The sequence below is a fragment of the Stenotrophomonas sp. Sm6012 genome, assembly GCF_030985895.1.
Taxonomy (GTDB): Bacteria; Pseudomonadota; Gammaproteobacteria; order Xanthomonadales; family Xanthomonadaceae; genus Stenotrophomonas; species Stenotrophomonas forensis.
Map to the genome: position 1 here is coordinate 1 of NZ_JAPTFX010000004.1, position 23,503 is coordinate 23,503.

Annotated in this window: 25 protein-coding genes; 19 read left to right on the top strand and 6 right to left on the bottom strand. The window is 62.1% G+C overall.

Features of this window, described 5'->3' with window-relative positions:
* The first annotated feature begins 100 nt into the window (after window positions 1-100).
* From O0J73_RS01420 to O0J73_RS01480, 13 genes are all read left to right on the top strand, one after another.
* Window positions 101-427 carry a helix-turn-helix transcriptional regulator gene (locus tag O0J73_RS01420; RefSeq protein ID WP_012480219.1) on the top strand — a complete coding sequence of 109 codons (327 nt, stop codon included), beginning with the start codon at window positions 101-103 and terminating at the stop codon, window positions 425-427.
* A gap of 174 nt (window positions 428-601) precedes the next feature.
* Entirely contained in the window at window positions 602-1,021 is a 420-nt protein-coding gene (gene copL / locus O0J73_RS01425; protein WP_012480218.1) for a transcriptional regulator CopL, read from the top strand.
* A 113-nt stretch (window positions 1,022-1,134) separates the two neighbouring features.
* Complete coding sequence (locus O0J73_RS01430) at window positions 1,135-3,003, top strand: copper resistance system multicopper oxidase (protein ID WP_046935492.1); 1,869 nt, start codon at window positions 1,135-1,137, stop codon at window positions 3,001-3,003.
* On the top strand, window positions 3,000-4,271 hold the full coding sequence (locus O0J73_RS01435) for a copper resistance protein B (RefSeq protein ID WP_164152049.1): 1,272 nt from the start codon (window positions 3,000-3,002) through the stop codon (window positions 4,269-4,271). Before O0J73_RS01430 ends, O0J73_RS01435 begins: the two co-directional genes overlap by 4 nt.
* Window positions 4,272-4,283: 12 nt before the next feature.
* Complete coding sequence (locus O0J73_RS01440) at window positions 4,284-5,054, top strand: cytochrome c (protein WP_005413420.1); 771 nt, start codon at window positions 4,284-4,286, stop codon at window positions 5,052-5,054.
* Entirely contained in the window at window positions 5,038-5,583 is a 546-nt protein-coding gene (locus O0J73_RS01445; protein WP_223224792.1) for a nuclear transport factor 2 family protein, read from the top strand. The genes O0J73_RS01440 and O0J73_RS01445 overlap by 17 nt, the downstream gene beginning before the upstream one ends.
* A gap of 173 nt (window positions 5,584-5,756) precedes the next feature.
* Entirely contained in the window at window positions 5,757-6,122 is a 366-nt protein-coding gene (locus O0J73_RS01450; protein WP_019184727.1) for a DUF411 domain-containing protein, read from the top strand.
* A 70-nt stretch (window positions 6,123-6,192) separates the two neighbouring features.
* Window positions 6,193-6,543: a four-helix bundle copper-binding protein gene (locus O0J73_RS01455; protein ID WP_012480213.1), complete on the top strand. Its 351-nt coding sequence runs from the start codon at window positions 6,193-6,195 to the stop codon at window positions 6,541-6,543.
* A 178-nt stretch (window positions 6,544-6,721) separates the two neighbouring features.
* A complete protein-coding gene (gene copC, locus O0J73_RS01460; protein ID WP_005413416.1) occupies window positions 6,722-7,105 on the top strand; it encodes a copper homeostasis periplasmic binding protein CopC in 384 nt (127 codons plus the stop codon).
* A 10-nt stretch (window positions 7,106-7,115) separates the two neighbouring features.
* The gene (copD, locus tag O0J73_RS01465) at window positions 7,116-8,045 is read left to right on the top strand and encodes a copper homeostasis membrane protein CopD (RefSeq protein WP_017354978.1); all 930 of its coding nucleotides are present in this window, start codon (window positions 7,116-7,118) and stop codon (window positions 8,043-8,045) included.
* Window positions 8,046-8,106: 61 nt separating this feature from the next.
* Window positions 8,107-10,428: a copper-translocating P-type ATPase gene (locus O0J73_RS01470; RefSeq protein WP_219625521.1), complete on the top strand. Its 2,322-nt coding sequence runs from the start codon at window positions 8,107-8,109 to the stop codon at window positions 10,426-10,428.
* A gap of 28 nt (window positions 10,429-10,456) precedes the next feature.
* The gene (locus O0J73_RS01475) at window positions 10,457-10,732 is read left to right on the top strand and encodes a hypothetical protein (RefSeq protein WP_005413412.1); all 276 of its coding nucleotides are present in this window, start codon (window positions 10,457-10,459) and stop codon (window positions 10,730-10,732) included.
* Window positions 10,733-10,806: 74 nt separating this feature from the next.
* Window positions 10,807-11,358 carry a DUF305 domain-containing protein gene (locus tag O0J73_RS01480; RefSeq protein WP_031269107.1) on the top strand — a complete coding sequence of 184 codons (552 nt, stop codon included), beginning with the start codon at window positions 10,807-10,809 and terminating at the stop codon, window positions 11,356-11,358.
* 29 nt (window positions 11,359-11,387) lie between these two features.
* Here O0J73_RS01480 and O0J73_RS01485 read toward each other — a convergent pair whose 3' ends face one another.
* On the bottom strand, window positions 11,388-11,576 hold the full coding sequence (locus O0J73_RS01485) for an arginase family protein (protein ID WP_187756563.1): 189 nt from the start codon (window positions 11,574-11,576) through the stop codon (window positions 11,388-11,390).
* An 88-nt stretch (window positions 11,577-11,664) separates the two neighbouring features.
* Between O0J73_RS01485 and O0J73_RS01490 the strand changes: the two genes are divergently transcribed.
* Both O0J73_RS01490 and O0J73_RS01495 read left to right on the top strand, forming a co-directional pair.
* The gene (locus O0J73_RS01490; protein ID WP_005413409.1) at window positions 11,665-11,952 is read left to right on the top strand and encodes a TonB-dependent receptor; all 288 of its coding nucleotides are present in this window, start codon (window positions 11,665-11,667) and stop codon (window positions 11,950-11,952) included.
* Window positions 11,953-11,978: 26 nt separating this feature from the next.
* Window positions 11,979-12,809: a DUF4198 domain-containing protein gene (locus O0J73_RS01495; protein WP_049452571.1), complete on the top strand. Its 831-nt coding sequence runs from the start codon at window positions 11,979-11,981 to the stop codon at window positions 12,807-12,809.
* A 104-nt stretch (window positions 12,810-12,913) separates the two neighbouring features.
* Here O0J73_RS01495 and O0J73_RS01500 read toward each other — a convergent pair whose 3' ends face one another.
* From O0J73_RS01500 to O0J73_RS01520, 5 genes are all read right to left on the bottom strand, one after another.
* Window positions 12,914-16,054 carry a CusA/CzcA family heavy metal efflux RND transporter gene (locus tag O0J73_RS01500; protein ID WP_005413407.1) on the bottom strand — a complete coding sequence of 1,047 codons (3,141 nt, stop codon included), beginning with the start codon at window positions 16,052-16,054 and terminating at the stop codon, window positions 12,914-12,916.
* Window positions 16,051-17,565, bottom strand: a complete 1,515-nt coding sequence (locus O0J73_RS01505) for an efflux RND transporter periplasmic adaptor subunit (RefSeq protein ID WP_005413406.1) — start codon at window positions 17,563-17,565, stop codon at window positions 16,051-16,053. The genes O0J73_RS01500 and O0J73_RS01505 overlap by 4 nt, the downstream gene beginning before the upstream one ends.
* Window positions 17,562-18,866: a TolC family protein gene (locus O0J73_RS01510; protein ID WP_172476251.1), complete on the bottom strand. Its 1,305-nt coding sequence runs from the start codon at window positions 18,864-18,866 to the stop codon at window positions 17,562-17,564. Before O0J73_RS01510 ends, O0J73_RS01505 begins: the two co-directional genes overlap by 4 nt.
* 73 nt (window positions 18,867-18,939) lie before the next feature.
* Window positions 18,940-19,335 (bottom strand): hypothetical protein, encoded by a 396-nt coding sequence (locus tag O0J73_RS01515; RefSeq protein ID WP_005413404.1) that lies wholly within the window; start codon window positions 19,333-19,335, stop codon window positions 18,940-18,942.
* Window positions 19,336-19,472: 137 nt separating this feature from the next.
* Window positions 19,473-19,736: a cation transporter gene (locus O0J73_RS01520; RefSeq protein ID WP_021201833.1), complete on the bottom strand. Its 264-nt coding sequence runs from the start codon at window positions 19,734-19,736 to the stop codon at window positions 19,473-19,475.
* A 294-nt stretch (window positions 19,737-20,030) separates the two neighbouring features.
* Here O0J73_RS01520 and O0J73_RS01525 point away from each other — a divergent pair, with 294 nt between their 5' ends.
* The 4 genes from O0J73_RS01525 (at window position 20,031) to O0J73_RS01540 (ending at window position 22,593) form a co-directional block, all read left to right on the top strand.
* Complete coding sequence (locus O0J73_RS01525) at window positions 20,031-20,324, top strand: BPSL0761 family protein (RefSeq protein ID WP_223224794.1); 294 nt, start codon at window positions 20,031-20,033, stop codon at window positions 20,322-20,324.
* 2 nt (window positions 20,325-20,326) lie between these two features.
* Entirely contained in the window at window positions 20,327-21,268 is a 942-nt protein-coding gene (locus tag O0J73_RS01530; protein ID WP_049401588.1) for an SseB family protein, read from the top strand.
* A gap of 172 nt (window positions 21,269-21,440) precedes the next feature.
* Entirely contained in the window at window positions 21,441-22,073 is a 633-nt protein-coding gene (locus tag O0J73_RS01535; RefSeq protein WP_021201832.1) for a hypothetical protein, read from the top strand.
* A complete protein-coding gene (locus tag O0J73_RS01540) occupies window positions 22,066-22,593 on the top strand; it encodes an NIF family HAD-type phosphatase (RefSeq protein ID WP_021201831.1) in 528 nt (175 codons plus the stop codon). Before O0J73_RS01535 ends, O0J73_RS01540 begins: the two co-directional genes overlap by 8 nt.
* Window positions 22,594-23,503: the final 910 nt, after the last annotated feature.

Consider the following 23,503-nt stretch of genomic DNA (forward strand, 5'->3'; position numbering starts at 1 on the left):
GCGCTACCGGTGTCGCCGGTTGCCTCAAAGCTAAGAATATCTTAGTATGCAAGGCAGGGTACATCCGCCATCCTTATGGGGTCTCCATGGGGTGCGCGACGTGACTTTGTCCGTCGACTCAACACCGACCTTCGCTCGACGCCTCAAACAAGCCCGCCTGCACACGGGTTTGTCGCAGAAGGAGTTGGGCATCCGGGCCGGTCTGGATCCTCACGTGGCCAGCCCCCGAATCAACCAGTACGAGCGTGGCAAGCACGAGCCCATGCTGGAGATTGCTGAGCGGTTGGCCCAAGCGTTGGGGATCCCCGCCGCCTTCCTTTACACCGACGATGATCTGCTGGCCAAGTTGCTCCTGCGCTGGGGCTCGCTAAGCAAGCAGCAGAAGCGCGAGTTGGTGAAGCTGATCGAGGCCACGCCCGAGAAGTAAACCGAACAAGCGCTCGCCCTATGGGCAACTCTTCGCCTCAACCCGTCCTTTGGGCGCTTCTGGAGGGAGCTGCAGTGTCCGCGGCTAGTGCGACTGACAAGTCGCGACATCTCAGGCTTACTTGAGATTTTGTTCACGACCGATACACACGCGCCTTGTCTAAAGTGATATACCATGTCGCCCGTGTCAGCCTCCTCACTTCTACTGCGACTGTTCCTGATCGCCATGCTCGTGCTTAACGGCGCGTGGTCGGCGTTTGCGTCCGTCAGTATGAACCCGGTCATGGAAGAGCAGGCCAGCGAAGTGGCTGCCGCGGTGCAAGTCGACGAAGACTGCTTCGCCCATCACAGTGCTGAGCATCATCCCGATGCCACATCGATTGAAAAGGCTGGCACTGGGCATGGCGACCATGCCGGTCCCGACTGTTGCAAGTCTTCTGCGTGCCGGTGCGCCTGCGTACACGCTTGCGCGAGCGCACTTCCTGCGCGCCTGCATGTTTCGGTGCAACTGGCCTTGGGCCTGGATGTCATGCCGCTGCCCCTAGGGCATGCGGCACCTGCCTTGCCTCATCTGATCCGACCACCGATCGGCTAAGCGTCCCTAGGCGCCGCAATGGCGCCGTTGGTGTGGCTTGCATGCCTGTTTAGGCCAGCCGCCCGCTCTGTACCACCGCCCGCCGGTGGCAACACAACGCTTGGAGCATTTTCATGTCGCATGATGATTTTCGTGGTCCACACGGTGGACCGCTGCTGCCTTCGCGGCGGCGATTTGTCCAGGGCTTGGCCTTGGGAGGCGCAGTCGCAGGATTAGGTTTCTGGCCCAAAGCCAGCTGGGCGCTCAAGGGCCCGGGACAACCCAACGTACTATCGGGCACCGAGTTTGACCTGACCATTGGCGAGACGCCGATGAACTTCACCGGCAAGACCCGCACCGCGATCACGGTCAACGGGTCCGTTCCGGCGCCGTTGCTGCGTTGGCGGGAAGGCACCACGGTCAACCTGCGTGTCTCCAATGCATTGCCCGCTAACTCCATCCATGGCGCGGACACCTCCATCCATTGGCACGGCATCATTTTGCCGGCCAACATGGACGGCGTGCCGGGCCTGAGCTTTGACGGTATCGGACGTGGTGAGACCTACCACTACCGGTTCACCCTGCATCAGGGCGGCACCTACTGGTACCACAGCCACTCAGGGTTCCAGGAACAAGCCGGGCTCTATGGCCCGATCGTCATCGACCCATTGGAGCCGGAGCCCTTCAGCTTCGATCGCGACTACGTCGTGATGCTGAGCGATTGGACAGACCTGGACCCGACGGCCCTGTTCGATCGTTTGAAGAAGATGCCGGGCCATGACAATTACTACAAGCGCACGGTCGGCGATTTTGCGCGCGATGTGAAGCGCAACGGCCTGTCGGCCACGTTGGAAGATCGCAAGATGTGGGGCGTGATGCGGATGACGCCCACGGATCTGTCCGACGTCAACGCCAACACCTACACCTACCTGATGAACGGCACGACCTCGCTGGGCAACTGGACCGGTTTGTTCCGCAGTGGCGAGAAGGTGCGCCTGCGTTTCATCAATGGCTCTGCCATGACGTACTTCGATGTGCGTATTCCGGGGCTAAAGATGACCGTGGTGGCAGCAGATGGCTTGTATGTCCATCCGGTTTCCGTCGACGAGTTCCGCATCGCGGTAGCAGAAACCTTCGATGTGATCGTGGAGCCCTCCGGGCAGGACGCATTCACCATCTTTGCCCAAGACTCCGGTCGCACCGGCTACGTCAGCGGCACGCTCGCCGTGCGCGAAGGATTACGCGCGCCCGTTCCGTCTGTGGATCCCCGGCCGCTGCTGACGATGGCAGACATGGGCATGGATCATGGATCGATGGATATGTCTGGCGGCAGCAAGGGCATGGAAGGCGGCTGTGGTGCGGCCATGGGTATGCCTGGCATGACCCCACCTGCCAGCGGTAACGCGACCTCGGCCCATGCAGGCCATGCGATGCCCGCCGCCGGCGATGGTGCCATGGCAGGCATGCAGCACGGGGGCATGCAATCACACCCTGCCAGCGAGACCAACAATCCCCTGTTGGACAACCAGGCCATGAGCGTGAGTTCGCGCTTGGATGATCCTGGTAATGGCCTGCGCGATAACGGCCGTCATGTACTGACGTATTCCATGCTCAAGAGCACCTTTGAAGACCCTGACGGACGCGACCCCGGTCGCGAGATCGAGCTGCATCTGACCGGACATATGGAGAAATTCTCCTGGGGCTTCAACGGTCAGAAGTTCTCCGATGTCGAGCCGCTGCGGCTGAACTACGGCGAGCGTATGCGCATCGTATTGGTTAACGACACGATGATGACCCATCCCATCCATTTGCACGGCATGTGGAGTGACGTGGAGGACGACAACGGCAACTTCATGGTGCGCAAGCACACGGTGGATATGCCGCCGGGTAGCCGACGCACGTATCGCGTGCGTGCCGATGCGTTGGGCAGCTGGGCGTTCCATTGCCACCTGCTTTATCACATGGAAGCCGGAATGATGCGCACGGTGAGGGTCGACGAATGAACATCAATAGACGCGATACCACCCTGACTGCGCTGACGCTGGCTATCTCGCTGGCCCTGGCCAATGCGGCCAGCGCCCAATCTATGCAGCACGGCTCCATGCCGATGGAGCAGGGCGCGCAGACCCAAACTCAGGATCACTCTGCACATCAGGCGCCGACATCAAAACCTGCGCCAGCCCAAAAGCCTGCAACACCGGCCAAGACGAGCGAAGCGACGATCGATCATGCGGCGATGGACCACGCCGCGCCGCAGGCTAAAACAGCCGAGCCTGCCATGCAGGGCATGGACCATTCGCAAATGGGGCACGTCTCGCCCGCGAGCACACCTGCGGCGCCCACAGCACAGGCGCAGTCGATGCAGGGCATGGATCACAGTCAGATGGCACAGCCCGCGGCGGCCGACACCTCCGGCACGGCCACGCCTGCGATGCGGGGGATGGACCATTCGCAGATGGGCCATGATTCGCCCGCGCCCGCTACACCAGAAGCGGGAATGCAATCAATGGAGGGCATGGACCACAGTCAGATGGGACACGGGCCTGCAGCGCCAACGCAGCCGCGCACCCCGATACCCGCGGTGACGGACGCGGATCGCAAGGCGGCCATCGCGCCGGAACACGCGCATCCGGTGCATGACAACTCGATCAAGAGCTACGTGCTGCTCAATCGCCTGGAAACCTGGGATGCCGATCCGGGCACCGGGCTGGGCTGGGAGGGCCAGGGCTGGATCGGTACGGACCTCAATCGCGTCTGGCTCCGCAGTGAAGGCGAACGCACGGATGGTCAGACCGAGTCGGCTGATCTGGAAGTGCTTTACGGCCGCAGTATCTCCACGTGGTGGGATGTGGTGGCCGGTGTGCGTCATGACTTCAAGCCTGGGGCATCGCAGAACTTCGCCGCTATCGGTGTACAGGGCTTGGCGCCGATGAAGTTCGAAGTGTCCGCCACAGCCTATCTCGGCGAAGGGGGCCAGACTGCCGCCAATGTCGAGGCCGAGTACGAATTGCTGCTAACCAACCGGCTGATCTTGCAGCCGCTGGTGGAAGTCACCGCCTATGGCAAGAACGATCCATTGCGCGGGATAGGTTCGGGTCTGAGTGCCGCTGAGGCGGGGCTACGACTTCGCTATGAGTTCACCCGAAAGTTCGCTCCCTACATCGGCGTGGTGTACGAGCGCGCGTTTGGCAATACCGCAGACATGCGACGCGAGCATGGCGAGTCCTTTGAAGACACGCGCTTGGTCATCGGCCTTCGTACCTGGTTCTAAGGGGAACTGACAATGAAATCCAACAAAAAGATGTGGGTATGGCTCGGTGCCGGCGTGGCATTGGTTGCGGTGGTCGCAACCGCCACGCTCTCTCTGGGCGTGTACAACGTGGCCGCCGACGATCCGCATAGTCGCCCGGTGTATGCGCTACTTGAAACGGCGCGCGAGCGTTCCATTGAGGTGCGCGCCGCCAAGCTTCAGCTACCCACGAACCTTGATGATCCTGAGCGTATCCGCCAGGGTGCGGGCAACTACAACGCCATGTGCGTGACCTGCCATCTTTCACCAGACGCGGCGGCCACCGAGATGAGCAAGGGCCTGTACCCCGCGCCACCGAACCTAAGCAAACAGCCGGTCGCTCCAGCTGAGGCGTTCTGGGTGATCAAGCACGGCATCAAGGCCAGCGGCATGCCCGCTTGGGGCGGCAGCATGGACGATGAGTTCATATGGAACATGTCGGCCTTCCTGCAGAAGTTGCCCACGCTGGACGCGACTGCGTACAAGGAACTTGTCGACAGCAGCGAGGGCCATTCGCATGGCGGCGGCGAGACGCAAGGCCACCATGACGACGAAAAGGCCGAGGATCACCCTGCCTTATTCGAGCCGGGCAACAACTCCATGCCGCATGCGCACCCGCCGGGCGTGGACGACGATCACCACGGCCCGACACCCAGCGACACGGAAGTCGGGTTGGTGAGCCACGGCCATCCCGACGGCAAGGTGGAGTCGCACCCTGCACCACACACGCCCGTGGCCGATGACGGCCATGCGCACCCCCATTGATCTTCTTGGAGCCCACGCAATGAACGCAACAGCAATCTCGTTCACCCTCGCACTGGCACTGGCCGTCGTGTCCCCCGCAATGGCGCAGGCGACACAGCCGCACGCACATCACCCCGCTGCCGCGGCATCTGCGGACGTCGACGTCCCAGTCACTGCAGAGGCCGCGGTCGCCGTAGCGGAGCGTTTCAACAGGGCCCTGTCTAGCGGCGATCTGGCCACGGTCGAAGCCCTGCTCGCTGCCGACGTTCTCATCCTCGAGTCCGGGGGCGCCGAACGCAGCCGCGAGGAATACATGGGCCATCACGCAGTCAGCGATGCGGCGTTCCTCAAGGGCGCCCATCGCCAGCTGCTCCGTCAGCGCGCACGAGCCGCTGGCGAGTTCGCGTGGGTCGGAACCGAAAGCGAGTTGCATGCCCAGAAGGATGGCCAGCCACTGACCGTCCAGAGCGACGAGACGATGGTGCTGAAGGAGACCGCGGACGGCTGGCGGATCGTCCACATCCACTGGTCCTCGCGGACCAAGCGCTGAGTCGAGAGATTGAAATGACTACGCTCACATTGCACCGTCTGACTTTTGTGGTCCTTGCCGTGGCTGGTCTGGGTGCTTGCACCCAGGATGCTTCATCCGCGCAACCCACAACCTCGCCCTCCGCACAGGTTGTCGTCCAATCAGCCGACGCGACTCCAGCAGCCCTGCCACGCATGACCGTCCACAAGACCCCGACCTGCGGGTGCTGCGGTGTCTGGATCGACCACGTGCAGAAGGCGGGATTCACCGTGGATGTGCACGACATGGATGACCTGGGTCTGGTCAAGGAGCGGTTGGGTGTCCCCTATGCAAAGGGCTCCTGCCACACGGCCGAGATCGGCGGATACGTCATCGAAGGCCACGTTCCGGCCGCGGACATCAAGCGTCTCCTCGAAGAAAAGCCGAACGCACGCGGCCTGGTCCTCCCAGGGATGCCGCTTGGTTCTCCGGGCATGGAGGTCCCGGAGGGACGCCAGCAGCCGTTCACGGTCGAGCTGATACATCGCGACGGAACCACTGAACCGTTCGCACAGCACTGATCCGTCGCAGCAACAGGGGACGGTGTTGCGGGCGCGCCGATTCTCGCCCGCGAGGAAGAAGGAGAACCACATGACTCACCATTCCGCAGCACACCGGCCCCAGGCCATGAACGAGTGCATCGACAACTGCACGCAATGCCATGCGATCTGCCTGGAGACCATCAACTACTGCCTGACCAAAGGAGGTGTTCACGCGGCCCCGGAGCACATCGCCCTGTTGGCGACGTGTGCCGATACCTGCGCAACCAGTGCCGACGCGATGCTGCGCGGTGCCAGCGTTCACGACGTGGTTTGCGGTGCCTGCGCGGAGATCTGCCGCCAGTGCGCCGATGCATGCGACGCCATGAACGACCCTGAGATGACGCGCTGCGCCGAAGTTTGTCGCCGCTGCGCGGAAAGCTGCAGCGCCATGGCAGCGTAATGCGTCGAGGATCCCGCCTGAGCCGGTGGGATCCTCGTCTCGCGAAAGCGGAAGTATCAAGAAAATCCGACAAATCGTGGTTTCAGTGACAGTCCGACATCTAACGCTTGTCGCATCGAACACAGCGCGGCCCCTCCCGAACGGGCTTTGCATCACATTCCAATGAGGATTTATCCATATGAAGTCGTCCAACGTCATTCGCTCCTTCGCGCTCGTCCTCGCAATCGCGGCCGGGCAGTTTTCGCTGCAGGTCGCGCACGCCCACGCCGCGCTGCAGCAGTCCACACCGGCGGCAAATGCGGTGGTGGCCTCGCCAGGCCAGATCGATCTCGTGTTCAACGAGACATTGATTCCGCGGGCGTCGCGTCTCAAGTTGCTCATGAAGCACGGCAGTTCCACCATGCCGATCGAGAATTTCACGACCGAGATCGTCAACAACGGCAAGACCCTGCGTGCCAAGTTGCCTGGACCGCTGGCTCCGGGCGTCTATACCGTGGAATACCGCGCCGTCGGTGGTGACAACCACCCCATGCCGGGCAGCTTCAGCTTCACGGTGCGCTGAGGAGTCGCGAATGTTCGACCTGTCGGCTTATGCACTGAGATTCTTGGAATACCTTGTCATCATGGTTCTTTTCGGGGTTCCACTCTTCGGTTGGTACGGGTCGCGTCGATCGGCACTCGCCGACGCCTTGGCCGGGTGGTCACTCATGGGCGTTCTATTGGCGGGTGCCGTAGCCGGTCTCGTGCTCACCGGGCTCGATGTCGTCTTCAAGACCGCGGGCATCATGGGAATGCCGCTTGCCGAGGTTGATCGCGCATCGCTTGGCTGGTATCTGCTCGAGACGTCCGCGGGCCGGGCAGCCATGGCGAGAGGCGCGCTGCTGGTCGCCCTGATGTTCGTGCTCGGATGGCATCGTCGCCGCGGGAAGGTGGAGACCGCCTTCCCGCTGGGGGCGATGCTGGCGGGCGGCGCACTCGCTTCGCTGGCATGGAACGGCCACGCCGCCGCTGGCGAGGGCTTGGCAGGCGCGGTCCGGCTTGCTGCAGGCATCGTCCATCTTCTCGCGGCAGGCGGCTGGATCGCAGCGGTCCTGATGTTCCTTGCCATGCTGCTGCGCGGCAAAGAGACGAACGGCAGCGGGCGTCTGCGATCAACGCATGACTTTCTGCATGGTTTTTCGACGCTGGGAACGATCTTCGTTGGTGCGCTCATCGTGTCCGGCATCGCGCACTACGGGGATCTCACCGCGTGGTCGTTTTCGGCCCTGTTCCAGAGCACCTACGGGAAGTTGCTGCTTTTCAAACTGGCCCTGTTCGCTGGAATGCTGGGTTTGGGAGCGCTGCACCGATGGACGCTGGTGCCGCGCTTGGAACGAGCGCTGACCAGCGGAGATCCCGCGCAGGAGGTGCGGGCTTTGCGGCAGAGTGTTACGGCTGAGGCCGCGCTGGCCATCTTGATCCTGATTGTTGTTTCAGTGCTCGGGACGCTCAGCCCCGAATAGCTGTGTAACCCGCAATGGCACACTGCCTTGGCAGTCCATCCCCACTAAAGCGAGCATCGGCATGAACTCACCGTCGTCCCATGACCATCACCATTCTGCAGGCGCAGCCCCTGTCGAGGCTGCGGATGGACGGGTCATCACCAATCCCGTCCGCTATACGGACGATGCTCCCCAGCAAGTTGAAGTGACCGCCCCAGCAGCGGTGGCCCAACCCAGCGGTACCCACGCCACGGTCTACACCTGCCCGATGCATCCGCAGATTCGTCAGCCAGGTCCCGGCACCTGTCCGATCTGCGGCATGGCGCTGGAGCCGGAGATGCCCTCGCTGGAGGAGGACGACAATCCAGAGTTACGCGATTTCACCCGAAGGTTCTGGTGGACGTTGCCTTTGACGTTGATCGTCCTGGTCTTGGCCATGCTGGGACACCGTCTGCCCGGCTTGTCCACGCAGGCGCGCACCTGGATTGAGCTCGTGCTGAGCGCCCCGGTGGTGCTCTGGGCGGGGTGGCCTTTCTTTGAGCGCTGCCTACAGTCCATCGGCAATCGCAGCCCCAACATGTGGACGCTGATCGGCATCGGCGTGGCCGCCGCGTTTGGCTACAGCGTGGTGGCCACCGTGGCACCGGACCTGTTTCCGGACTCTTTCCGCGAGCATGGACGGGTAGGGGTCTACTTCGAGGCGGCAGCGGTCATCGTCTCGCTCACCCTGCTCGGACAGCTGCTGGAACTGCGGGCGCGTTCCAAAACCTCGGCGGCCATCAAGTCCCTGCTGGGATTGGCGCCCAAGACGGCTCGCCGCGTCAAACCCGATGGGGGCGAAGAGGACGTTGCGCTGGATCACGTGCACGTGGGTGATCTGCTTCGCGTACGACCGGGCGAGAAGGTGCCGGTCGATGGGGAAGTCATCGAAGGCCGCGCCAGTGTCGATGAGTCGATGCTGACCGGTGAACCCATTCCGGTGGAGAAGGCTGTCGGTGATCACGTTATAGGCGCCACGCTCAACGGGACGGGCGCCTTAGTCATCCGGGCGGACAAAGTCGGATCCGGGACGGTACTGGCGCAGATTGTGCAGTTGGTAGCCCAAGCCCAGCGCTCCCGCGCGCCGATGCAGCGTATGGCGGACAAGGTGGCGTACTGGTTTGTCCTGGCCGTGCTGGCCACGGCGGTGCTCACGTTCTTCGGATGGGGTCTGTTTGGACCCGAACCGTCCTGGACCTTTGCCGTCCTCAATGCCGTATCGGTTCTGATCATTGCTTGCCCGTGTGCCTTGGGTTTGGCTACCCCCATGTCGATCATGGTCGCCACTGGCCGCGCTGCGCAGGTCGGGGTCCTGTTCCGCGATGCTCAGGCGATCGAGCAGCTACGTCTGATCGACACGTTGATCGTGGACAAGACCGGTACGTTGACCGAGGGGCGTCCAGCCTTTCGCGACACGCTCTCCAACGCCGGCTTCGACGCCGATCAGATCCTTTGTTTGGCCGGCAGCTTGGAGCAGGGCAGTGAGCACCCCTTGGCCGAGGCCATCGTGGCTGAAGCCCAGCGACGTGGCTTGAACCTGGTGGCCGCCCAAGATTTTGATTCGCTCACCGGCCAAGGCGTCCGCGGGCGCGTGTCCGATCAGGATGTCGTGCTCGGCAACCAAAGCCTGATGGCGTCGGTTGGCGCCGATGTAGCACCTTTGCAAAGCAGCGCCGAGCGTCTTCGGAAAGAAGGCGCTAGCGTGATGTTCCTGGCGGTCAATGGTCGGTTGGCCGGCGCCATTGCGGTGGCTGATCCCATCAAAGCCACGACCTTGCCTGCCTTGAACCTGCTACGTGCCGATGGCCTGCACGTGGTGATGGCCTCCGGTGACGCACAGGCGACGGCCGAGGCCGTGGGGCGCACGCTGGGCATCGAGGATGTGCGTGGTGGCGTCAAGCCGCAGGACAAGGCCGACCTGGTCCAGCAACTCAAAGCCCAAGGTCGTCGCGTGGCCATGGCTGGCGATGGCATCAACGATGCGCCGGCCCTGGCGGCAGCCGATGTGGGCATCGCGATGGGGACGGGCACGGATGTGGCCATGTCCAGCGCCCAGCTCACCCTGGTCAAGGGTGATTTGAGGCGCATCGTGCAAGCCCGTGCCATCTCGTCTTTGACGGTGGCCAATATGAAGCAGAACCTGGGCTTCGCCTTCGTCTACAACGCCATCGGCGTGCCTATCGCCGCCGGCTTGCTGTATCCCAGCTTCGGCCTTTTGCTCAGTCCGATGATGGCGGCCCTGGCCATGAGCCTGAGCTCGGTTTCGGTGGTCACCAATGCCCTGCGTTTGTCCGGCTCCACCGTTGTTGCCACCCCCCACCCTGACCGCGCCGATGAGCCTGCGCGCGGCCATTCCTGTCACTGATGGCTCATATCCCACAAGGAGTACTGCAATGAAGCGTTATGCCTCCCTCTCGATGATGGCCTTGTTCCTGATGGCGGGCGCGGCCTTCGCCGGCGGCCAGACCACCACGCCCACCACCGACCACGGTCAGCACAAGCCGGCGGCGGCCGATGCCGATTTCACCAAGCTCGATGCCAACAAGGACGGCTCGCTGTCCAAGGAAGAACTGGCCAAGCACAAGCTGGCGCCGCACTTTGGCATGCTCGATAGCAACAAAGATGGCAAGCTGAGCCCGCAGGAATTCGCTGCCGGCAAGGGTATGTAAGTGTTCTCAGCCCGGGAGCTGTTCCAACAGTTCGCGGGTTCTTCCGCCGTTCTGCCATTCCCACGGAGATTGTTATGTCCTCTTCGCACGGTACGCACGAAAACGCGCAAGACCCACAGTCCCAGCACGCAAAACCGCACGCCTCACACCAACCTGCCCACCAGGCACAACAAGGGCATCAAGGCCATTACGGCCGCCTGTTGTTGATGATGGGCCTGTCTTTCGTGGCCATGTACGCATTGATGTACGCAATGGTCGATCAGTGGGCTAACGTCTATAACAACGTGAACCAGTTCTACATGGCGGGCCTGATGGCCGCTCCCATGCTGCTGATCGAGCTGTGGCTAATGTCCAGCATGTACCCCGATCGCCGACGCAATCTGATTCTGGCTGGTCTGACGGTGGCGTTCATGCTGTTCTGCTGGTGGGGCATTCGCACTCAAGCAGCGGTCACTGACAAACAGTTCATCCGTTCGATGATTCCCCACCACGCTGGCGCCATCCTGATGTGTGAGGAGAATCGTCTGAAGGATCCTGAGTTGGTGAAGCTCTGCCAGGACATTATTACCTCGCAGACACAGGAGATCGCGCAAATGAAGCAGTTGCTGGCTGAGCGTTCCCATTAGCTCACTGCCTTTTGCCAGCCGATATCACTTCACTGAGCCTGCGCACTGACCATTCGGTGGATCAAACGCGCGGCCACACGTGCGGTGGCTTGATCCGGATCCAGGGGCGGACACAGTTCCGCCACGTCGACCACACGTACCTTGCCCGAGGCCATGACCAGATCCAGCAGGGCTTCCAGGACCTCCAGACTCACCCCGCGTGGGTTGGGGGCGCTCACGCCCGGGGCCACCACCATTGAGTACGCCGGCAAGATCACCAGCGGCTTGGGTAGCTACACCCAGTGGCGTGGCTTGGGCTCACTGCGTATGGGCAAGAACCGTTGGACCGGCGTCTATTCGGCGCAGTACATCGGCAGCGCGGACGACATCATCGCCGTGCCCGACACGATCGGCTCGCATGTGTCCAGCGTGGTGTACCACAGCCTGCAACTGAGCTACGGCATCAAGAAGAAGTGGGATATCTCCGCCGGCGTTGAAAAAGTGCTCGATAAGAAGGCGCCGTTCGTGAAGAACAACCCCAACACCGACACCGACACCATGACGTACGACTTGCTGGGTCGTCGCTGGAATGTCCGCTTTGGTTACCACTGGTAAGCCACGATCACGAGGAGCTACACATCATGAGAAACACGCAACTATCCGCCACACTACTGCTGTTCGCTGTGGCCGGCAGTGCCGGTGCGCACGACCTGTTTGTCGCTTTCTCCAAGCCTGGCACCGCAGCGGGCGAGGCGAACACAGCGTTGGTGAACAATGGCACCTTCGATGAAAGTGCAGGTGCAGTCACCCGAGCGCGTCTACAGGACGTTTCGCTGAGTCAGGGCGGCGCTAAGGCTGCACCGGACTTGGCCAGTTGGAAAGAGGTCGGCAAGCAGAGCCAGCTCACCGTGCATCCGGCGGGCGAGGGCACCTATCTGCTGGGGGTCTCGACGATGGCCTCCACCAGCACGCGTACGGCCAGCGAGTTCGGCAAGTACCTGGAGTTGGAAGACTTGCCCGATACCCTGGCCACCTATGATGCGAGCAAGTTTCCCAAAGGGGTCACCTATAGCTATACCAAGCATGCTCGTACCATTGGACAGGTGGGCACAAAACTGACCGACGATTTCGCTGCCTCGCTGGGCTATCCGCTGGAGATCCGCTTGGCCCGCAATCCTGGAAGCGTGAAGGTCGGCGAACAGCTGTCGTTCCAGGTGCTGCAGCAGGGCACGCCAGTGCCCAACCTACGCGTGTACGTCGGTCATCGTGCTGACGCACCGGTCAAGGGTGGGCACGGTAGCGCTACGCTCCTGCGCACCGATGCCCAAGGCCAAGCCAGTTTCCAGGTGACCACCGCCAAGACCTGGTACATCCACACCAATCACATGGTGCCCTCTACACAAAAGGGTTTGGATTTTGTGTCGGATCGGGCGTCGCTGAGCTTTGAGATTTCCCCGCACGCCGGGCACTGATAAGTAAGCATGTAGGCGGTACTCTCCCCTTTGACGCCAGTCATGACTTCTTCCATGACTGGCGTCTTTTTGTGGGGACTTACCTCAAGTGCTCAGTCTGTCTCTCATTGGTCGCCCCGCGCCGCGCGCAATCCACGTCGCCGCACTAGATAGAACGCTGCGGGAATCACCACCATAGAGAGCACCGGTGCGGTGAGCATGCCACCCAGCATCGGCGCGGCGATACGTTGCATGACCTCCGAGCCGGCACCGGCACCGACGAAAAGCGGAAACAACCCGGCCAGGATGACGGCTACCGTCATCGCCTTCGGGCGCACCCGTTGCACGGCGCCTTCGTAGATAGCCTCCTGCAGGGTAGACACATCTTCCGGCGCACCGCTGGCCAAGCGCTGCTCCCAGGCATGACGCAGGTACAGCAGCATGATGACGCCGAACTCAGCCGCAACGCCGCCCAGGGCGATGAATCCGATCATGCTGGCCACCGAAATCGCATGGCCCAGCCCCCAGATCAACCAGAAACCGCCCACCAACGCCAAGGGCAAGCTGAGCAGGATGATGGATACATCGCTAAGCCGGCGAAACACCATCCAGATGACCAGGAAGATGATCGCCAACGCCGCGGGCACCACCCATTGCAGGCGTGCCAAAGCCCGTTGCAGATACTCGTACTGCCCCGACCACGCCAGACCATAGCCGGCAGGCAAACTCACCTGGGTCTGCACCGCGGCTTGCAGGTCCTGGACCACCGATCCCAAGTCGCGATCGGCCACATCCACGTAGATGTAGCCCACCAACCGGCCGTTATCGCTCTTGAGCATCGGCGGGCCTGGGCTGATTGACAGCTCCGCCACCTGGCTCAAGGTCAGTTGCACACCGCCTGGCGCGATCAGCGGCAGATCCTGCAAGGCCTGCAACGAGTCACGCTGGCCACGGGGGTAGCGCAAGACGATGGGATAGCGTTCGCGCCCCTCGATCGTTTCCCCGATTGGATCACCGCCAACGACCGTGGCAATCAGTTGCTGGAGTTGGCCTTGAGTGAATCCGTAACGTGCAGCGATTTCCGGGCGCACCTGTACATCGACATAGCGCCCACCCGTGACGCGTTCGGCCAGTGCCGAACTCACGCCGGGCACAGTCTTGGCCACCTGCTCGATCTGCTGGCTCAGGCGCTCGATCTGCTCCACATCGGGTCCGGAGACCTTGATCCCAATCGGGCTCTTGATGCCGGTGGCCAACATATCGATGCGATTGCGAATGGGCGGGACCCATAGGTTGGTCAGACCAGGAATCTTGACCGCTGCGTCCAACTCCTGGCGTAGCTTCTGGGGGGTCATGCCCGGGCGCCATTGATCCCGCGGCTTGAAGGTCACGGTGGTCTCAAACATTTCGATCGGTGCCGGATCGGTCGCACTTTCGGCACGGCCCGCCTTGCCGAACACGTGCTCAACCTCCGGTACGGTCTTGATCATCCGGCCCGAGAGCTGGAGCAACTGACGGGCCTTGTCGGCGGACAGGCCGGGCAGGGCCGTGGGCATGTACAACAGGCTGCCTTCTTCCAAGGGCGGCATGAACTCACTGCCCAACCGGCTAAAGGGGATCAAGGTGAGCACTAGCAGCAGGCCGCTGAGCAGCAAGGTGACACCGGGATGTTTGAGGACCCACAGCAGGATGGGCCGATAGCCAGCGATCAGGATGCGATTGATGGGGTTCTGCTGTTCCGGGCGGATGCGGCCGCGGATCAGGTAGCCCATCAAGACGGGGATCAAGGTCACCGACAACCCTGCTGCGGCGGCCATCGCGTAGGTCTTGGTGTAGGCCAGAGGCGAGAACAATCGCCCTTCCTGCGCCTGCAGGGCAAAAACCGGCACGAAAGACAGGGTGATGACCAGCAAGCTGGCGAACAGGGCCGGTCCGACCTCGGCCGCCGAGCGGGCCATCAGCTGCCAGCGCTCCTCACCCTGAGGTTCCCGGCCGTGCGCCTCCCGCCAGTGCTCCAGATGCTTGTGTGCATTTTCGATCATCACCACCGCTGCATCGACCATCGCACCAATGGCGATGGCGATGCCGCCTAATGACAGCAAGTTGGCGGAGATCCCCTGGGCGTGCATCACGATGAAGGCCGCCAGGATACCCAAAGGCAGGGTGATGACGGCCACCAACGCCGAGCGTAGGTGCCACAGGAACAGCAGGCATACCAGCGCTACGACCAGAAACTCTTCGCCAAGCTTGTGGGTGAGGTTGCGTACCGCATCCTGGATCAGCTCGGAGCGGTCGTACACCGGCACCACTTCCACGCCCTCGGGCAAGCTGGATTGCAACGCCTGCAGTCGCGCTTTGACGTTCCGAATGGCCCCCAAGGCATCCTTGCCGGTCCGCAGGACGATCACGCCGCCGGCCACCTCACCTTGACCATCCAACTCTGCGATACCACGACGGAAGACCGGCCCGCGACTGATCGTGGCCACCTCGCCGAGCAGGACGGGGATGCCGTCGTTGCCGGTTACCGGCACCTGTTCGAACGCCTCCTGTGTGCGCAGGTAGCCTTCGCTGCGCACCATCAGTTCGGCTTCGCCTTGTTCGATCACCGAGCCCCCGGTAGCGCCGTTGGCCGCATCCACCGCCTCGATGAGCTCGGCCACCGTCAGTCCACGGGCCGCCAACGCCTGCGGATCGGGCTGGATCTGCCAGGCGCGCACCGCACCGCCCACACTGGCTACTTCAGCCACGTCCGGCACGGTTTTTAGCTCATAACGAAGAAACCAGTCCTGCAACGCACGCAGCTGCCCCACATCACGTTGACCTGTCCGATCCACCAAGGCGTACTGGTAGATCCAGCCCAGTCCTGTCGCATCAGGACCCAGCGCCGGATTCACATTCGGCGGAAGTCGATCGCGTACCTGGCTCAAGTACTCGAGCACTCGAGAGCGCGCCCAGTAAAGATCAGTGGCATCGTCAAACAGGATGTAGACGAATGAATCACCGAAGAAGGAGAAGCCGCGTACCGCCTTCACGCCCGGCACGGACAACATCGTGGTGGCCAACGGGTAGGTGACCTGGTCTTCGATGATGCGCGGGGTTTGCCCCGCCCATTGCGTGCGGATGATGACCTGGGTATCGGACAGGTCCGGCAGCGCATCCAGCGGCGTGTTCTTTACCGACCAGATACCGACCACCGCCAGCAGCGCGGCGGCAACCAGCACCAGCACGCGATTGGCGATGCAAGCATGGATCAGGCGCGCGATCATGGTGTGCCCTCCATCGCTTCGGACATGACCTCGCTTGCCTGGCAATCAGCGGCTGCGGCGGGGCCGAACTTGGGTACCAACTGCATATCCATGAACGGTGACTTGCCCGGCTTGTCGAAATGCTTCTCCGGCACCATCGGGTCATACCAGTACTGCACCGGGCAGCGCGGCGGCGTAGAGGTGGAGGTGTCTGGCGCGACAGGCGCCGGCTGTCTGGACGGTGACGGCACGACAGTGCGTGGTTCGTGCCCGGCGTCATGGCGCTCGTGCACACCTGATGCGCTGGCAGGGCGTGTCGGTTGTGCAGCACCCAGGCGCTCCAACGCACCGGAGAGACTGGCTTCGGAGTCGAGCAAGAACTGACCCGAGACGACCACGCGTTCACCACCGGCCAAGCCTGCCACGATCTGCGTGCGCCCTTGCACGCTACGTCCCACACTCACCCGCACTGGCCGGAAGCTCCCGTCCGGATCCTGCACGATGACCCGGCTGTCCCGCCCGGTGGCGATCAGCGCCTCCGTGGGAACGACTGGCAGGGCCTGCTCGGCGTCGGGCTGCACCAGAACCTCGGCGAACATGCCCGGCACCAGCCGACGCTGCGGGTTGCGCAGCACAATTCGCGCCCGCTGCGTGCGACTAGCCATGTCGACCTGGGGAAGCAACGCCTGGATCTGTCCGGCAAAGCGCTCTGCCGGCCAGGCACTGACCGTGGCCTGCACTGAGGTCCCCGGCCGCAAGGTGCCCAGCGCTGCCTGGGGTACCGAGGCCTCCAGCCACAACGTGTCCAGCCCATTGATCTTGAACAGTGGCGTACCGGGCATCACCGTCTGTCCCTCGCGTGCCAGGATCTCGGTCACGACACCACTGTGGTCTGCGCTAAGCACGACGCCACTTCTGGCCGAGGCGCCAGAAGGAACACCCAACGAACGCAACCGTTGTTGCGCCGCACCCTGCAGCTCACGCGCGCCCGCGGACTGAGCTTGGCTCAGGGCATGTGCTTCGGCGATGGCCGCGTTCCATGCCGGGGCCTGCACGGTGGCCAGCGTTTGACCACGACGAACCTCGGTAAACGGCGCCTTTACCTGCACGTGGGTGATCAAGCCTTCCATGCGCGCACTGATCACGCTTTCCTGGGTCAGATCCCACGTCAGTGTGCCCGGCACGCGTACGGCAGTCCCTAGTAACTCTACCGTCACTTCCTGAGTGCGTATGCCCACGTTCTGCTGCAGGCGCGGATCGATCTGCGTTCCGCCCCCTATGGCCTCATCTGCGTATTTGGGCAGCAACTCCATATCCATGAACGGAGATTTGCCCGGCTTGTCGAATCGCTGCTCCGGCGCCATGGGGTCGTACCAGTACAGCACCTTGCGTGCTTGATCTGCGACGCTCGTGCCGGGGGGCGGGGTGGTATCAGAGGTTCGAGTCATCCAGGCGTAGCCGCCGGCAAAGCCGAGCGCCAGCAACCCGAGGGCCACGGCGAGCTGTGTGAGACGCGTCTTGGTCGGGCTCATGGCGTGTTCTCCTCATGGGGTAGCAGATAGGCCAGTGCCGCCCAGGCACGGCCCTGTTCGCCCAGCAGACGGGCGTTCTCCAGGTGCAATTCGATCTCATCGCGCCGCGCTTCCAGCCACGGCTGCAGGTCGGCACCGGCGCCGTAGGCGGCCAACGCCGTGCGTGCACGATCGCGCGCCAAAGGCAGGCTCTGCGTGTTCTGGCGCTCCAACTGGCCGGTTAACCCGCGCCATCGCGCTATCGCGCGTTGCACCGACTCGGCTTGGATGCGCCGGGCCTCATCGCGCTCTGCGGACACCGCCTCCAGCTCGGCCCGCCGTGCCGCGATGCCTCGTGCTTGGCGGTTCTTCTGGAACAGCGGCAGGCCCACACCCACTTCCACCATGAGCATGTCGCTGCGCGCCATGCCGTCGGGTGCGCGCTCGCGACGTCCGTAGGTGAGCTCCACACTCCAATCCGGGCGGGTTTCGGCCACGGCCGCATCCACCTGGGCCTGGGCTAAGCTCTCGCGTGCCTCCCAGCCCAGTAGTGGCGTGTGTTGGTCCAGTTTGGCCAGCAGTTGGGTGGGCTCCAATGGCAACTGCGAAAAATCCGGTGCCGCACCACTGGCCAAGATCGCCTCTGGTGCAATACCCAACCACCGCGCCAGGCCGGCCTGCGCGGCGGCGTGCTCCGCATGTACCTGCTCCAGGCGATTGTCCAACTGCAGTAGGGCGGCCTGGGCGGCAAGCACATCACTGGCCCCGTCCGTGCCGCCTGCCAAGCGAGCACGCGCCGCACGCTCGGCTATACGGGCCGGCTCGCGCAGACCTTCCAACGCATCTACGGCTTGCTGCGTACTCCACAGCTCGATCCAGGCCAGCGCGGCCGCTTGGGCCACCATCTGCTGTTCGGCCATCGACAGTGAGCGCGCTTGCGCCAGCGTCGCTTGCGCCAACGCGTGCTCGGCACGTCGTTTCGCACGCGCAGGAAACTCCTGCATCAGACCGATTTGCTGGGTGGTCATCTCATCGGCCCGCAAGCTGAAGGCATCGGGTCCGCTGACGGGCCAGTTCGCCAGCCCCACGATCAAACGTGGGTCGGGAAGCGCGCCAGCACGCGCGGCTTCTTCGGTACTGGCATCGATCTGCGATCGGCGCACCTGCAGGGTTGGGGCGTTAGCAAGCGCCCGTTGTAGGGCTTCTGTGTAGCTGATCGGGATAGCGGGCGATGCCGCCAGCACAGGACCACTGAGCGCCAGGGCAAACACGAACCCACACGCCATCTTGCGCCTTGCACGCAAGAAGAAAGACATCTCCATAAGACCTCCGGGAAACGACAACGAGCGCGCTGCAACGCATGCAGCACGAGCACGGGTCAATCCAGGAGGGGGCTTAAATCAGCAGGCTACAGAAGCGCTGCAGGGGAGGCGGATCGGACACGCACACCGGAACATCCCGATACAACTGCGCGTGTACCGGTGGCAACAGAGCCTGCACCAGCGCGAAGGCGGCCAGCGCGGGCTGGTAAGGCACTTGAGGGGCCTTCGCATCGGCCGTGGCGATGTGATCGCGCTGGCAATGCTGGTCGCACAACGCCGGAGCATCGGGATCCGGCGTGGACATCTCTTCGCAACCGACCATCAGGGTCGCTTGTCCAGCTTCCACCGATTCCAGCGGACAGGCGTAAGCCACCAGCGCGAGTTGCTGCAGCAGCAGCGCCCACAGTCCCAGCCATGCCAGTCGGGCACGAGAACGGGGTCGCCGCCATCGCCTCAGCAGCCTCACCATGACAGCTCCCGCACGCCCGAAGCAGCGCCTGCGGACGCTGGGCAGATCAGGGCAGGGGACGTGCGAGCTCTCATGATGGCCAGTCTAGCCCTCTTGGGGCCGACTGTCATTGATCAGGATCAAGCCCTCGCGCGGACTCAGCGGTGGCATCCGCCGCAGCAGGAGGATGCGACGGCCGGGGCGGCCGGCGTACCAGCCTCAGAAGGGAGCACCGCAGCGATCACATAGCCTTGCCGCTGGATAGCCTCAACCGCCTGTTCTACGGCAAGCAGGCCCTCGATCTTGACCACGCCACTGCCCAGATCGACGTCCACCTGGGCGTGGGGGTCAAGGGCCTGAATGGCTTGGGTGACCGTTCGGACACAGTGACCACAGGTCATACCTTCAACAACGAGATTCATGGACAACCCTCCAAAAGCATCGGCGGTTTGCCGACGGCGTGACGATGAGCCTTCCCACGGTGGGAAGGTCAAACGACAGGCAAGTTGAGTGGTAATCCGTCCCGCGTTGTTGACCTTCCCATCATGGGAAGGCTCAGGCTACCTGCTCGTTCCTATTGGCCCTCACTCCATGGACATAACGCGCACTTATGCGAATTACGTTATTGATTATATTACATTAATACAGGAATCGCAAGGTCTGTAGTTGCACCGTGCCCTGGCCGGCCACAAACGCGATAAGCTAAGCATTCCTTAGTGCTAGTCATTCTTGATGTCATGACGATGCCATCTGAGCGCACCCGCAATGTGCTGCAGGCGGGCGCGTTCCTCAGGCAGCTAGCGGCCAGCCAAGCCGTGCCTAAAGAGGTGCGGCAAGAGGCATATCGACTGCTGCGGCACTATCCAACCGTCAGCGACATCGAGGCGATTGCTGAGCACGAAGAGCGGCTGCGAGCGCTGACCCAGTCGGCCTTCGTACGACCCTACCTGAGCAGCGAGATCGAGGCGGATTGGTTCTCCGGGTACCCGCTTGGCCCTCATCGCATCTGACCATGAAGCAACCGAGCAGGCCGCGTGGAAGAGGGACTACGTCTGCGGAGACAGCGCTGGAGGCTTCCTTTGAACGGGCCCGCGACAGTGCGGCCGAGGAACGCGCATTCTTCAAGCGACTGATGGATGCGATCGTGTACGTGCATGCGCCCATCTCGGACGACGCGCAGACACTGCGGCTGGTCCAGTTCCGCCATCCTGACGGTTTCGATGCGATCCCTTTCTTTACCTCGCTCGACAAGGCGCAGGCGGCCAGCTCGTCTGCTGTCAGAATTCTGGGAGTTTCAGGCCGTGAGCTGCTAACCGGTACTCGCGGCGCGACGTTGATGCTCAATCCCAACTACGGCGGCGTTGTCCTGTACCCGGAAGAGGTTGCGACATTGTTGGATACGGGCTTTCTGGCCAGGGTGGAACGTCTGGCGCCGGCGGAGTTCGCGGTGAGACCTGCCCAGGCCGCGCCGGCTTGGCTCGCTCCGGCCATCAGCGGCAGCCTTGAGCACGCCGACTTCGTCTCGTCGGCCTATCTCCTGGAAACTCACTCGTCAGGGGGCGTCGAACAGCCTCCCGGTCTGTTGATCTGGCTGGTGGTGGACCTGGCTTTCGCCGAGCGGGCGGCTCGTCTGGTGACCACCGCCATACAGCCCTTATGCTCAGATTTGGACGTCATCATCGACTTGGCGGTCCACGACGTATCGCTGCCTTTGCCGGCGGGCTTGGATGATCCCCAGATCCTGCCCATATTTTTTCACGAGAATCAAGCCAACTTGAGCACAGCTCATCGGCCTATGAGCCCTGAAGATAAGCTACTAGCACTCCTTCCGGGATTGACCGAGGAAGAGAAGGAACGGCGGACCCGCGAGGGTATGGCCGACGTCGACGCTGGACGTACGATCCCGCACGAGGAACTACTGCAATGGATCAGGCGACGGTCAGAGCCTTCTTGAAGGTTTCCGTTGGGTCAGGAGCGTGGAAACTCTTGAATCCAATATTCAAGAAGGGCACGCGTGCCTGAGCAGTACTCCAGGAATGCCTGTGTCACGCGGCTTCTGGTTCAATCAAGCCTAGGTCTGTAATCCACGAACTGCCTGACGTCGAGGGGTGTTTCCTCGTTGAATCATGGTGTTAGAGACGATTCGGCTGTTTTTCTCACGAATCCCTGCCGACCTTCTTGAAAAACTGAACCAGACCTACCCAAACGCTTCCGTAAGGCAGGTGGTGAGAGGGCAGGTTAAGCACATCAGGGATAGCAATCCCAAGGAGATAGAAGCGCTACGACAGGAGGCCAACGATCAACTTCCTACTATCGCCGAGCTAAAGAGGGTCAGTGCGGTTGATCCAGAGTTCCGGATGGAAAACAGCTTCTTTGGGCCCAAGCCAGTCATCACCGCCCGCATCATCAACCGCTCAACACTGCCATTGAGCGAAGCGAGCTGGAATGCGGCGCTGTACATCAATGGCGATGTACAGCCTGTAGCCACGTCGAAGGTGCGCAGCGATTTCCGTTCCATCGAAGGCCTCAAGCCCGAACACCATGTTACGGCTCGATTCACTGTCGGATTCGTCAAGGGCGATAAGGCCTGGACCACCTTGGCGATTCGTCAAGCTACATCCACACGCGTCGAGCTGGAGATGATCCCTGAGACAGCAATGGACTTTACGGACAAAGCCTATCTAAGTGCCGATCTTCAGAAGCGCATTGATTTCCTTGAGAACCAACTCAAGCAAGCGAGCGAGTTCGAAGATGTCTGATGCTACCAAGCCCCGCCGGCGGATCACCCTCCGGCGGGGCTTGGTAGCGGTACCGACGTTCACCCCCGCCAAAGAGGACCATTACACAATGCGCCCGTCCATCCTCGCCTTGGACTTAGAAGGAACGCTGATTTCCAACGCTGTAAGCCAGATCCCGCGCCCGGGCCTCTACGAATTTCTGGAGTCGGCAAAGTCGCTCTTTGAGGGTCTAGTCATCTTCACCACAGTTCCGGAGCCTAGATTTCGCGAGATTGCCGACCTATTGGCTTGCGAAGGAGCGGCCCCGGGTTGGTTTGCCCGCTTGCCATACATAGACTGGACTGGGCCGACGAAGGATCTTGCCAACGTTTCCCAGCCCATCGGCTCTGCATGGCTACTAGATGATTACGCCCCCTATGTACAACCGGGACAGGAACATTGCTGGGTCCCGGTTCAACTGTTTTGTTCTCCTTACCCCGAGGACGACGCGGGACTGGACGATGCCATCGAGGCAATCCGTAAGCGACTGAACGAGTACTAGAGGGCCATCTCTTGGCCGGCGTCCAATGGGCCACAGGCTCGCCGGTCAACCAAGGTCCAGCGCTTCGTTGGAGAACCGTCGATATAGACCTGGGGGGGCGTTTACCGCGATAGAGTCCTGAGCCCCCTCAAACCATCTCATGGACCCGTGGCAGCTGGTCGGTCTACTCAGACTAGAAGCTAAAGCTGCCAACTGCCGCTAGGTTCCAGCCAGTACGCCATGCCCAGCGGCAGGAAAGTCTCCATTGCAACGTCCAGGATCAACGGCTGACGCCAACCCTGACCAGGCAAGAAGCAAAAATCCTTCCGGGCGAGGGTTCCAGCTTGCTCGCGTCCAGCTAACCAGATGCATCTGCGTTTTATCTCGCGATCAAGTGCTCGCCTCGCGGCATGCTCATCCAAACCGCTTTGTATGAACTCCGAGGCAGAATTTCGCATGCTCGCCCACAGCACGTAGCGCTTACGCCCCAAGCTGAGCGCATTCCATTCAGGCGATCCAATCGACTGAAGCCCGTCGCCTAGCTTCGGGTCCAACCGATGCTTCCGCAGAAGGTTTGCCAAGTACGCTCGAGCTTCGGTGGATGCCAGTGAAATTCCGAGATTCCGCCTCGCACTGGGCGTGCACTCAGCCGCCCACTGGGTGAGCGACCGGGTCAATGCCGACTCAAGGTTCAAGTCACTGCGAGACCACGGAGATTTGTAGGACCAAGCCAGGGGCTCATACAGAGATCTTGCGGCAAGCCGAGAACATTCGACTGGTTCGCGATGGAGGACGCGCAGCGTCGCAAGCGTGTCAAGTGCCTGCGAGGCCAACCCCTCAGCAGCTACCGGCGAACTAGCCGTTCTTGAGCGCTCTAGCGCGCACCACGCGCACGCAAGAAAGGGACCTATTGAACGAACGAAATTGTCCA